General features: G+C 70.2%; 8 protein-coding genes. 1 reads left to right on the forward strand and 7 read right to left on the reverse strand.

What is annotated here, in order from left to right:
* The first annotated feature begins 87 nt into the window (after positions 1–87).
* Complete coding sequence (locus ACX80H_RS05215; protein WP_459311559.1) at positions 88–1,458, forward strand: family 4 glycosyl hydrolase; 1,371 nt, start codon at positions 88–90, stop codon at positions 1,456–1,458.
* A 26-nt stretch (positions 1,459–1,484) separates the two neighbouring features.
* Here the strand turns inward: ACX80H_RS05215 and ACX80H_RS05220 are convergent, their stop codons facing one another.
* From ACX80H_RS05220 to ACX80H_RS05250, 7 genes are all read right to left on the reverse strand, one after another.
* On the reverse strand, positions 1,485–2,237 hold the full coding sequence (locus ACX80H_RS05220; RefSeq protein WP_459311561.1) for an HpcH/HpaI aldolase family protein: 753 nt from the start codon (positions 2,235–2,237) through the stop codon (positions 1,485–1,487).
* 100 nt (positions 2,238–2,337) lie between these two features.
* On the reverse strand, positions 2,338–3,384 hold the full coding sequence (gene mgrA, locus ACX80H_RS05225; protein WP_459311562.1) for an L-glyceraldehyde 3-phosphate reductase: 1,047 nt from the start codon (positions 3,382–3,384) through the stop codon (positions 2,338–2,340).
* A complete protein-coding gene (gene treZ, locus ACX80H_RS05230) occupies positions 3,381–5,138 on the reverse strand; it encodes a malto-oligosyltrehalose trehalohydrolase (RefSeq protein ID WP_459311564.1) in 1,758 nt (585 codons plus the stop codon). Before treZ ends, mgrA begins: the two co-directional genes overlap by 4 nt.
* Positions 5,135–7,456 carry a malto-oligosyltrehalose synthase gene (treY, locus tag ACX80H_RS05235; RefSeq protein WP_459311566.1) on the reverse strand — a complete coding sequence of 774 codons (2,322 nt, stop codon included), beginning with the start codon at positions 7,454–7,456 and terminating at the stop codon, positions 5,135–5,137. The genes treZ and treY overlap by 4 nt, the downstream gene beginning before the upstream one ends.
* Before the next feature lie 48 nt (positions 7,457–7,504).
* The gene (glgX, locus tag ACX80H_RS05240; protein WP_459311567.1) at positions 7,505–9,691 is read right to left on the reverse strand and encodes a glycogen debranching protein GlgX; all 2,187 of its coding nucleotides are present in this window, start codon (positions 9,689–9,691) and stop codon (positions 7,505–7,507) included.
* Between the two features lie 137 nt (positions 9,692–9,828).
* A complete protein-coding gene (locus ACX80H_RS05245) occupies positions 9,829–11,382 on the reverse strand; it encodes an NAD(P)H-hydrate dehydratase (RefSeq protein ID WP_459311569.1) in 1,554 nt (517 codons plus the stop codon).
* Between the two features lie 44 nt (positions 11,383–11,426).
* Positions 11,427–11,798 (reverse strand): holo-ACP synthase, encoded by a 372-nt coding sequence (locus tag ACX80H_RS05250; RefSeq protein ID WP_459311571.1) that lies wholly within the window; start codon positions 11,796–11,798, stop codon positions 11,427–11,429.
* Positions 11,799–11,803: the final 5 nt, after the last annotated feature.

Consider the following 11,803-nt stretch of genomic DNA (forward strand, 5'->3'; position numbering starts at 1 on the left):
ATGCGGGCGGCGGCACCGGAACATGCGGAGCCCGACGACGGCAGCTCCCGCGAGGGAGAACAGTCCACGACGGAAGCAGGACGAACCGTGCCCACAGCAAGCGGAACCGGTGCCACCCTGGTCATCGTCGGCGGCGGAGGCTTCCGGGTGCCCCTCGTGTACCGCGCCCTCGCCGACGGGCCGTTCGCCGGGCTCGTGTCCGACGTCGTCCTGCTCGACGCGCAGCCGGAGCGGGCGCATGCCATCGCCCGGGTGCTCGATGCCATGCCGACGGCCGGTGGCGGTCCCGCGCCGTCGGTCCGGGTGGAGGAACGCCTCGAGGAGGCCCTGCCCGGCGCGGACATCGTCTTCGCCGCGGTACGCAGCGGTGGGACGGAGGGACGCATCCTCGACGAGCGCGTGGCCCTGTCCGCCGGGCTGCTCGGGCAGGAGACCGTGGGCGCGGGCGGCATCTCCTATGCCCTGCGCTCCATCCCGGACATGATGTATGTCGCCGCTTCCATGCGCGACCTCGCACCGGACGCATGGCTCATCAACTTCACGAACCCCGCCGGGATGGTCACCGAGGCGGTCTCGACGGTCCTCGGCTCCAGGGTGATCGGCATCTGCGACTCGGCGTCGGGACTCATCACCCGGGCCGCGCGGGCGGCGCAAATGGACCTGCGGGGCTCACTCGCCGGCGTCGACTACGTAGGGCTGAACCACCTGGGCTGGCTCCGGGGGCTCGACGACGGCGGCGGCGACCGGCTCCCCGGCCTGCTCGCCGATCCGCAGCGCCTGTCCGGCTTCGAGGAAGGACGCCTGTTCGGTCCCGACCTCCTCCGGGTCCTCGGCGCCCTGCCTAACGAGTACCTGTTCTACTACTACTTCCACCGTGAGGCCCTGCTGTCGATCCGCAGCGCGGACCGGACGCGCGGGGAGATCCTCCGGGATCAGCAGCGCGGCCTCTATCCGAGCCTCGCTGCGGCCGGCGATCCGTTCGCCGTGTGGGAGGCGGCCCGGCGGGAACGGGAGTCCGGCTACCTCGCCGAGGCCCGTGCCGCGGACGAGGAGCGGGACGAGGCGGACCTCGCCGGTGGCGGCTACGAGCGCGTGGCCCTCCAGGTCATGCGGGCGCTGCTCACGGGCACGCGCTCGGAACTGGTCCTGAACGTCCGCAACGGGTCCACCCTCCCCGGGCTGCCGGAGGACGCCATCGTCGAGGTTCCGTCCGTCGTGGACACCGGCGGCGCACGGCCCCTTCCCGCCGCCCCCCTGACCCCGCACCAGCTCGGCCTCATGTCCGCCGTGAAGGCCGTCGAGCAGCAGACGATCCGGGCGGCGGTGCACCGGGACCGCGACTCCGCGCTGCGAGCCCTGGCCGGGCACCCCCTGGTCGATTCGTTCCACGCGGCGACGAGGGTCCTCACGGGCTACGAGGAGGCGTTCCCCGCGCTGAAGGCGTCCTGGGCCGGCTGAGCCTGCCCGCGTCACCTCTGCGCCCCTCAGGCGTCGCCGTGCACCTGACGCCGGACCGCCTCGACGCCGAACGGCAGCAGGGCCGTGTCCGTGGTGGCAGCGATCCAGGAGAAGCCCGCACCGGCGAGCAGTACGGCCCGGCCGGGTGTTCCGGCATAGGCGCCGGCCCGGATCCCGGCGGTGCTGCACGCACGGACGATCCTGCGGAGCGGTGCGCTGTCGCCGGTGGATGCCAGGAGGTCCTCGACGTCCAGTCCCAGGGCGAGCGACAGATCGAACGGACCGACGAAGATCATGTCAACCCCGGGCACGGAGGCGATCTCCTCGACGGCGTCGAGCGCTGCGGCGGTCTCGACCATCACCGCGCACAGCGGGACGTCGTGACGTCCGCCGTCGGACCCTGGACCGTACGCCGGCCGGCTGCCCTGCAGCGGACCCCAGCTGCGGGCACCGTGCGGCGGGTAGCGGCTCGCCGCGACAGCCGCTGCGGCGTCGGTCACGCTGCTGACCAGGGGGACGACGACGCCGTCAGCGCCCGCGTCGAGCGCCCTGCCGATCAGCGCGGCGTCGTTGGCCGCCACCCGCACGAGCATCGGGGCCGCGTCCGCCGACCGGTGACCGAGGGTGTCCCGGAGCGAGCGGTCGTCGAAGTGGCCGTGCTGCGCGTCGAGGCCCACCCAGCCGAGACCCGACCGCGCGAGTTCGTTGGTCAGGCGGGGTTCGCCTAGCGTGGCCCAGGCGCCGAGCAGCCGATCAGGGGACGGTGTGCCGGAAGTCATGCCCCCATTGTGTCCGACCCCGGGCAACGTGGCGCGAGGACGCCGGAGGGCGGGCCAGTGGTCCGGAGGGCGGGCCGGGACCGCTCTCCGGACCCGGGCATCAGGCGTCGAGCGCCCGTGCCCACAGGTTGATGTCCGAATCGACGGCGAACTCGTCGATGGCGCGCAGTTCCTCGGACGTGAAGTCGAGGTTCCGCACCGCCGCCAGGCTGTCCTCCAGCTGCCGCACGCTGGACGCGCCGATGAGCGCCGACGTGATGGGCGTGCCCTTGGCCTGGGGACGCAGGATCCAGGCGATCGCCATCTGGGCAAGGCTCTGTCCGCGCTGTTCCGCGATCCCGTTGAGTCCGCGCACGCGGCGGAGGTTGTCCTCCGACAGGTGGTCCTCCGACAGCGACTTGGAGGCGGCCGCCCGGGAATCCGCGGGCACGCCGTCGAGGTAGCGGCTCGTCAGCAGCCCCTGCGCGAGCGGGGAGAACGCGATCGATCCGGCGCCGACGGCCTCGAGGGCCTCGGGAAGGTTCGGGGTCCCGTTCTCCACCCAGCGGTTCAGCATCGAGTAGGAGGGCTGGTGGATGAGCAGCGGGGTGCCCAGATCCTTCAGGATCGCCGCGGCTTCCAGGGTGCGCTCCGGAGAGCAGGACGAGATGCCCGCGTACAGGGCACGGCCGGACCGGACGGCCGTGTCCAGGGCACCCATCGTCTCCTCGAGCGGGGTCCCGGGATCCGGGCGGTGGCTGTAGAAGATGTCGACGTAGTCGAGGCCCATCCGCTCGAGCGACTGGTCCAGGCTCGCCAGCAGGTACTTCCGCGAGCCGAAGTCGCCGTACGGGCCGGGCCACATGTCGTAGCCGGCCTTGCTGGAGATGACGAGTTCGTCGCGGAACGGCCGGAAGTCGTCCTTCAGGTGCCGCCCGAAATTGGTCTCGGCACTTCCATAGGGCGGCCCGTAGTTGTTGGCCAGGTCGAAGTGGGTGACGCCGAGGTCGAACGCCCGGCGCAGGATGGCCCGCTGCGTGTCGAAGGGCTTGTCGTCCCCGAAGTTGTGCCACAGGCCGAGGGACACGGCGGGCAGGTGCAGGCCGCTCTTTCCCACGCGGCGGTAGGGCATCTTCTCATAACGGTCTTCAGCGGGGTGGTAGGTCATCCCTTCATCCTAAGGTCGAGGACGAGCGACGCGTGGGGCGGGACCTGCACACCGTCGTCGAGCAGTCCGACGCCCTCGACCGTGGACAGCAGGACGTCCGCGTTCGCCCCGCCCACGGGTACGGTGACCGTCGAGTCGCCGAGGTTCAGGACGATGGCGGTGCTGCCGCGGTGCAGGACGATCCAGCGGTGCTCCTCGTCGAAGTCCACCGAGATGCTGCCGAAGTCGGCGTCATGCAGTTCGGGGCGGGTGCGGCGCAGGCGGATCAGGTCACGGTAAGTGGCGAGCAGTTCGGCGTGGTGCCCCTGCTCCGCCTCCGCCCAGTCCAGCTTCGCCGAGGCGAAGGTCGCGGGGTCCTGGGGGTTGGGGACGTCCTCGGGCTTCCAGCCCATGCGCTCAAACTCCTTCAAGCGCCCCTCGGCGGTGGCCCTGCCGAGTTCCGGCTCCGGGTGGGAGGTGAAGAACGGCCACGGCGTGGATGCGCCGTACTCCTCACCCATGAACAGCATCGGGGTGAAGGGGCCGAGGATGGTCAGGACGGCGGCCTGCGCGAGCTGCGCCGGGTTCAGCGTGGCGCTGATGCGGTCGCCGGCGGCGCGATTCCCGATCTGGTCGTGGTTCTGGGCGGCGACGACGAGCTGGAGGGGCGAGACGCGGGCCGGATCGATCTCGCGGCCGTGGTGGCGTTCCCGGAACGACGAGTAGGTCCCGTTGTGGAAGAAGCCCTTCTCCAGGACCTTCGCCAGGGCGCCGACCGAGTTGAAGTCGAGGTAGTACCCCTCGGTCTCCCCCGTGAGGTTGACGTGCACGGCGTGGTGGAAGTCGTCGCTCCACTGGCCCGCGAGGCCGTACCCTCCCACGTCGCGGCCCTGGATGAGCCGCGGGTTGTTGAGGTCCGACTCCGCGATCAGGAACAGCGGCTTGCCCAGTTCGGCAGCGCATTCGTCTGTGCGCTCGGCGAATTCCTCGAGGATGTGGACGGCGCGTTCGTCGTGCAGGGCGTGGACGGCGTCGAGGCGCAGGCCGTCCACGTGGTAGTCCGTGAACCACATGAGCAGGTTCTCGAGGACGTAGTCGCGCACCTCGTCCGACTGCGGTCCGTCGAGGTTCAGGGAGTCGCCCCACGTGTTCGACATCCCCTCCGTGAGGTACGGGCCGAAGAGGCCGAGGTAGTTCCCGCTCGGGCCCAGGTGGTTGTGGACGACGTCCTGGATGACGCCGAGGCCCTTCTGGTGGGCGGCGTCCACGAAGCGCTGGTAGGCGGCAGGCCCGCCGTAGGTCTCCTGGACGGCGTACCAGAGGACGCCGTCGTAACCCCAGTTGTGGGTGCCGTTGAAGGCGTTGACGGGCAGCAGCTCGACGTACTGCACGCCGAGGTCAACGAGGTGGTCCAGCTTGCCGATCGCGGCGTCGAGCGTCCCCTCCGGCGTGAAGGTGCCGAGGTGCATCTCGTAGATGACGCCGCCGTTGAGGCCGGGCGACTGCCAGGACTCGTCCTGCCAGTCGTGGGCGGACGCGTCGAAGGTGCGCGAGAGCTCGTGGACGCCGTCGGGCTGGCGGCGCGAGCGCGGATCGGGAACGGGTGTGTCGGAGCCGTTGACGAGGTAGCCGTAGGAGACGTCGTCGGTGGCCGTCGGGCCCTCCGTCGGGTGCCACCAGCCGCCCTCGCCCTGGGTCATGGGGTACTCGGTGCCGTCGGCGAAGAGGGTGAGGGACTCGGCGCGGGGCGCCCAGACGTCGAACGGTGAGCTCATGATGCGTCCTCCTGGACCAGTAGGGCTACGGGGAAGGTGGAGAAGATGTCGGCCGCGCGCACGGTGCCGCCGCGGACGGCGGCACCGGTGAGGGCGCAGGTGTAGCTGCCGGCTGGGAGCTCGATGGTCGTGCCACCCCATCCGCCGCGCTGCGCGAGTCCGTGGGGCAGGCGGGTGAGAAGCGCAACCGCTCCCCCGCGATCGAAGCCGAAGACGTGGTCCGCGGCTTCCCCGGACGCCGGGACGGCGGTGTAGCCGGTGAACAGTTCGGGGCGGTCCCGACGCAGTTTCAGTGCGCGGGTCACCACGAGCAGCTTCGCGTGCGCGTCGGCCCCGAGCTGGGGCAGTGCCCCGAAGTTGAGGTCGGTGAGCACCTGCCGGCGTGCGTCGTAGTCCACCTCGCGGCGGTTGTCCGGATCCACGAGGGAGGTGTCCCAGAACTCCGTGCCCTGGTACACGTCCGGGACGCCGGGCATGCTCAGCTGGAGCAGTTTCAGGCCGATGGAGTTCGACCATCCCGCCTGCTGGATGCGCTCGACGAAGGCCGTCAGAAGCGTGGACACGGCCTCGTCGTCGAACGCGGCGTCGACGGCGGCGTGCATTCCGCGCTCGAAGTCCTCGTCCGGCGCGGTCCAGTGGGTGCTGAGGTCGGCCTCACGCGAGGCCTTCTCCGCGTAGGCGTGGGCCCGTTCCCTGCTGAGCGGCCAGGCTCCGAGGATCGACTGCCAGAGCAGGGGCGCGAAGGTCGGATCCCCGATGGGTGCGAGCTCCTCGAGCTGCGCCAGGAGGCCGGTCCATTCGCCGGGGACCTCGGAGAGGACCGAGATCCGGGCGCGGGTGTCCTCGCTGCGCTTGGTGTCGTGCGTGCTGAGCGTGGTCATGGCCAGCGGGCTGTCCGTCTCACGCTCGAGCAGCCGCCGGTGGAGTTCCAGCGGATCCAGCGAGAAGATCGCAGGGTCGGCACCGACCTCGTTGAGCGAGACGAGCCGGGAGTAGCGGTAGAACGCCGTGTCCTCGACACCCTTGGCCATGACCATCCCCGAGGTCTGCTGGAACCGCCGTGCGAGTTCCGTCAGCTCGTGCGTACCGCCGGTCCCGTCCAGGAAGGGGTTGAGGAGCGGATGCAGCACGGTGATGGTGTCCGCGAGGTCGGGACGGCGCACCTGGGCATCCCGCACCGCCTCGGCGAGGTGGTCTGCGCCTCCCGGGAGGTAGCTGCGGTAGACGGGGAAGCAGGTCAGCAGTTCGGCGATCGCATCGGCCGCGGCCTCCGGGTCCAGCCCCGCGTCGGCGGGGACGAGCCGTGCCAGCCGCAGCACCTCGGAGCGGAGGATGCCGTCGGCGATGCCGCGCTTGGTCCCGTGGATCATCTTATGGAAGGGATCCACGGGCACGGACTGCGTGAGGACGTGCTCCCCGGCAGGATCGGTGAAGAGCCGGTCGATGTCGGCGAGCGCGTCGTAGCCGGTGGTGCCCTCGGTGGCCCAGTCCTCCGGGAGCTTCTCCCCCGGCTCGAGGATCTTCTCCACCAGGACGTAGGCGCCGCCGGTCAGGGTGAAGAGGTCGTCGAGGTAGCCCTTGGGGTCGGCGAGTCCGTCCGGGTGGTCGATGCGCAGGCCGTCCACGAGTCCCTCGTCGAACCACCGCTTCACCTCGCTGTGGCTCTCCTCGAACACCCACGGCACCTCGACGCGCAGGCCCGCAAGCGTGTTGACCCCGAAGAAGCGCCGGTAGTTCAGCTCGGTGTCGGCGCGGCGCCAGTTCACGAGTTCGTAGTGCTGGCGCGCGTGGACCTCGGCGCCCGTGTCACCGGGATGGGCTGTGCCCTCGGCGATCGGGTAGCGGTTGTCGTAGTAGTGCAGTTCGCCGTCGACGACGGTGAGCTGGTCGAGCTCGTCGTCGCCGTCGCCCAGGACCGGGACACGGATGCGCCCGTTCCCGGCGTCCCAGTCGACGTCGAAGGCCTCCGCCATGCGTGAGCCGCGGCCCTCCTTGAGGAGCTCCCACCACCACGCGTTGTCGGCCGGTGTCTCGATGCCCATGTGGTTCGGGACGATGTCCACCAGCACCCCCATGCCCGCGGCCCGGGCGGCCTTGCTGAGTGCGGCAAGGCCGCCGGGACCGCCGCGGTCGGGGTCGACGGCGGTGGGGTCCGTCACGTCGTAGCCGTGGCCGGACCCCTTCTCCGCGGTCAGGACCGGCGACAGGTACACCCAGTCCACTCCCAGGTCGTGCAGGTACGGCACCAGGGCCGCGGCCCGATGCAGGTCGAATTCGCTCCGGATCTGCAGCCGGTAGGTCGATTTCGGTGTCAACACGTGGAAGTCCTCCTGGGACGGTGGATGGGATGTACCTGTCGGGTGGTGCTAGGGGGTACCGGTCTTGGCGGTGACCTCGTTGGCGAGGATCGCCAGGGACGCCGCGACCGAGTGGTCGAGGTCCTCGACCTCCGCGTGTGCGCGCAGGACCACCATGGACTTCCCCTCGATGGAGATGACTGCCCCGGCGGGAATCGCCTCGGTGTCGGCGTACTTGCCGGCTGTGTCGATCACCTCGTCCCAGGAGGTCCCGTACTCGTCCGAGGGGATCGTGAAGTCCACGGCCTCGTCATGGGCGTTGAAGTACAGGAGGAAGTTGGCGTCGACGATGCGCTGTCCGCGCGCATCGCGGCCCTGGATTCCCTGCCCGTTCAGGAACACGCCGATCGAGCGGCCGAAGCCGCTGTTCCAGTCCTCGGGCGCCATGAGCTCGCCGGACGTGTCCAGCCACACGATGTCCGGCAGCGCCTCGCCCTCGCCGCGGCGCACGGGGCGCCCGTCGAAGAACCGGCGACGGCGGAACGTCGGGTGCTCGGACCGCAGGCGGTTGACGGCCGCGGTGAATTCGAGCAGCGGCTGGTCCATCTTGTCCCAGTGCACCCAGCTCAGTTCGGAGTCCTGGCAGTAGGTGTTGTTGTTGCCCTCCTGCGTCCGGCCCAGTTCGTCACCGTGGAGCAGCATCGGAACGCCCTGCGAGAGCAGGAGCGTCGCGATGAAGTTGCGCTGCTGCCGCACGCGGATGGCGAGCACCTCGGGATCGTCCGTCGGTCCCTCGATGCCGCCGTTCCAGGAGCGGTTATGCGATTCGCCGTCGTTGTTGTCCTCGCCGTTGGCTTCGTTGTGCTTCTCGTTGTAGGACACGAGGTCGCGCAGCGTGAAGCCGTCGTGGGCGGTGACGAAGTTGATGGACGCGACGGGGCGGCGCATCGAGTGCTCGTAGAGGTCGGCCGAGCCGGTCAGGCGCGAGGCGAACTCGCCGATGCTCGAGGGCTCTCCGCGCCAGAAGTCGCGGACCGTGTCGCGGTACTTGCCGTTCCATTCCGTCCACTGCGGCGGGAAGTTGCCCACCTGGTAGCCGCCGGGACCGACGTCCCAGGGCTCGGCGATGAGCTTGACCTGCGAGACGATCGGGTCCTGCTGCACGAGTTCGAAGAAGGCCGAGAGCCGGTCCACCTCGTAGAACTCGCGGGCGAGGGCAGAGGCGAGGTCGAAGCGGAAGCCGTCGACGTGCATCTCCGTGACCCAGTAGCGCAGCGAATCCATGAGCAGCTGCAGGGAGTGCGGGTTGCCGACATTGAGCGAGTTACCCGTACCCGTGGTGTCCATGTAGTACTGCTTGTCGTCCTCCACCAGGCGGTAGTAGGACGCATTGTCGATGCCGCGCATGGAGATCGTCGGGCCCATGTGGTTGCCCTCGGCTGTGTGGTTGTAGACCACGTCCAGGATGACCTCGATGCCGGCGAGGTGGAGTTCGCGCACCATGGCCTTGAACTCCTGGACCTGCTCGCCCTGGTCACCGGTGGAGGTGTACTTGTTGTGCGGCGCGAAGAAGCCGATGGTGTTGTAGCCCCAGTAGTTCGAGAGGCCCTTCTCCTGCAGCGTGCTGTCGTTGACGAACTGGTGCACGGGCATGAGCTCGATCGCCGTGACGCCGAGCTTCTGCAGGTGCGCGATCACGGAGGGGTGCGCGATGCCGGCGTAGGTGCCGCGCTGGTCCTCCGGCACATCCGGGTGCAGCTGGGTGAGGCCCTTGACGTGGGCCTCGTAGATGACGGACTGGTGGTAGGGCGTCCGCGGCATGCGGTCGCCGTCCCAGTTGAAGAAGGGGTTGACGACGACGCCAAGCATCATGTGCGGAGCGGAGTCCTCGTTGTTGACCGAGTGCTCGTCGCCGAAGTTGTAGCCGAACAGCGCCTGGTTCCAGTCGAGGTCCCCGGACACGGCTTTCGCGTACGGGTCCAGGAGGAGCTTGTTCGGGTTGCAGCGGTGTCCTTCGGCCGGGTTGTTGGGGCCGTGGACCCGGTAGCCGTACTTCTGTCCGGGGGTGACGTGCGGCAGGTAGCCGTGCCACACATAGCCGTCGACCTCCTTCAGTTCGACGCAGGTCTCCGTGCCGTCGTCGTCGAAGAGGCAGAGGACGACCAGGTCCGCCACCTCGCTGTACAGCGCGAAGTTCGTCCCCGTGCCGTCATAGGTCGCTCCCAGGGGATACGCGTCGCCGGGCCATAGTTCCATGAGTTCTCCTTGATGTCTTCTGCCGTGGATGCCTCGGGGGCTGCCACGGTGATACTCGCAGTCGCCGGGGTCCTCGGACCCCGTTTCCCTGCTTCATACATAGCGCATTCATCTGTCGGTGCGGTTAACTGCGTTCCTCACATCGCTAGGCGACGCTCCTCGAGGAGATCCGCGACGACCGCGCCGATGTCGGCGGGCAGGTCCGAGACGACCACCGGGCCGCGGAGTGCGGCGCGCCGGCCGGCGCTACCGTGGATCAGCGCCCCGGCCGCGGCGACTGCTGCCCACAGATCCTCCTGCGCGACGCCGATACGGCCTGCCGCGCCGTCGTCCTCCGCGAGGGTCGCTGCGAGCGCGCCGACGATCCCGGAGAGCGTATCCCCGGAACCGGCCGTGGCGAGCCAGGGCGTCGCGTCGGCCTGCACGAACAACGCCCCGGACGGCGCGGCGACGACCGTGGTGAACCCCTTGAGCAGCACCGTGGCGCCAGTCGTCTCGGCGGCCCGCAGCGCGAAGTGCGCGGGTTCGGCCTCGATCTCGGACCGCTCGGCATCGAGGCCGCGCTCGGCCAGCAGCTGGCACAGTTCCCCCGCATGGGGTGTCAGGATGACCTGGGGACCCACGCGCTCGGGTACGGCGCCGAGCGCTCCTGCATCGACGATCGTGGGCAGGCCCGAGGCGATGGCATCGACGGCGCGTTTGCGCTGGTCGTCGTCGTCCACGGCGCCGGGCCCGACGAGCCATGCCTGGGACCGGGCATCCGCGATGGAACCGCCGGAGGCCACGGCCTCCGGGTTCCGCTGGTGGATCAGGGCGGCGACGGGCTCCGGCCCGAGGTAGCGCACCATGCCGACCCCGGTCGCGAGGGCTGCGCCGACGGCCAGGGCGGCAGCTCCCGGGTAGCGGGCCGATCCGGCGGCCACGCCGAGGACGCCGCGCGAGTACTTGTGGTCCTGGGCACGGGGCGGGCGCAGCAGGGCGGCGGCGTCGGCGGCCAGCAGGGTCCGGGCCACGGGGACGAAGGAGGAGAAGTCGAGGCCGATGTCGACCACGTTCAGCTCGCCGGCCGCCACGGCGCCCTCCCCGATCAGGAGGCCGGGCTTCGCCGCTCCGAAGGTGACGGTCGCGTCGGCGGCGAGCACGGGCCCGTCCACCAGCCCGGAGTCCGTGCCGATGCCGCTGGGCAGGTCGCAGGCGACCACGATCGTGGAGCGCGTTCCACGCGGGCCGGCCGCGGCGTCGAAGGCCCCGACGAAGTCCGCGGCCGTTCCCCGGAGCCCTCCGCTGGCACCGGTCCCGAGGATCCCGTCGATCAGGACGTCGGCGGCCGCGGCATGGGCGGCGAGCTCGGACGGGTCGGCGTCGTCGAGCCGGACGGTCGTCCCGCCCGCGCGGACGAAGGCCTCGAGCGAGGCCGCGTGTACGCGGTCGGAGGTGAGGATCGCCGTCGCCGAGACGCCCCGGCGCAGGAGCCGCTCCCCCGCGTACAGGGCGTCGGCTCCGTTGTTGCCGCTCCCGGTGAGCACGACGGCGGTGGCTCCGTAAATGCCGCGCCCGTCGGCGCGCAGCAGGCCGAGGACGACGCCGAACAGCCCGTGGGCAGCCTTCTGCATCAGGGTATTCCCCTGGCCGGCGTCGATGAGTGGTGCCTCCGCAGAGCGGACGTCACCACCGGAAAAGGCTGAAAGCATATGATCGAGCTTAGCGTTAAGCGGGCCGATGATCAGTACGGTTACTATTTCTTGCCGGACGGGATGCGGCCTTCCGCGACGACCATGGCTGTGGCAAGGCCCCCGTCGTGGCTAATGGAGAGGTGCCAGGTCTCGACGCCCCGGGCCCGAGCGGCGTCGGCCACGGTCCCGTCGATGACCACGGACGGCGCACCGGCCTCGTCGACCGCGATGGTGCAGTGCTGCCAGTTCATGCCCGACGGCGCACCGAGGGCCTTCGCGATGGCTTCCTTGGCGGCGAAGCGGGCAGCCAGGGACCGGGTGTTGAGCCCGCGTTCGGACGGCACGAAGAGCCGCTCGACGAGGGCGGGGGTCCGCTCCAGCTGCTGCCGGAAGCGTTCGATGTCCACGACGTCGACTCCGATGCCGACGATCATGCGGC

The sequence above is a fragment of the Arthrobacter pasteuri genome (assembly GCF_054510955.1).

What these genes read in the sequence shown, in the direction of transcription:
- ACX80H_RS05220 (WP_459311561.1), bottom strand. Translation starts at nt 2,237, where the DNA reads ATGACTTCCGGCACACCGTCCCCTGATCGGCTGCTCGGCGCCTGGGCC.
- mgrA (WP_459311562.1), bottom strand. Translation starts at nt 3,384, where the DNA reads ATGACCTACCACCCCGCTGAAGACCGTTATGAGAAGATGCCCTACCGC.
- treZ (WP_459311564.1), bottom strand. Translation starts at nt 5,138, where the DNA reads ATGAGCTCACCGTTCGACGTCTGGGCGCCCCGCGCCGAGTCCCTCACC.
- glgX (WP_459311567.1), bottom strand. Translation starts at nt 9,691, where the DNA reads ATGGAACTATGGCCCGGCGACGCGTATCCCCTGGGAGCGACCTATGAC.
- ACX80H_RS05245 (WP_459311569.1), bottom strand. Translation starts at nt 11,382, where the DNA reads ATGCTTTCAGCCTTTTCCGGTGGTGACGTCCGCTCTGCGGAGGCACCA.
- ACX80H_RS05250 (WP_459311571.1), bottom strand. Translation starts at nt 11,798, where the DNA reads ATGATCGTCGGCATCGGAGTCGACGTCGTGGACATCGAACGCTTCCGG.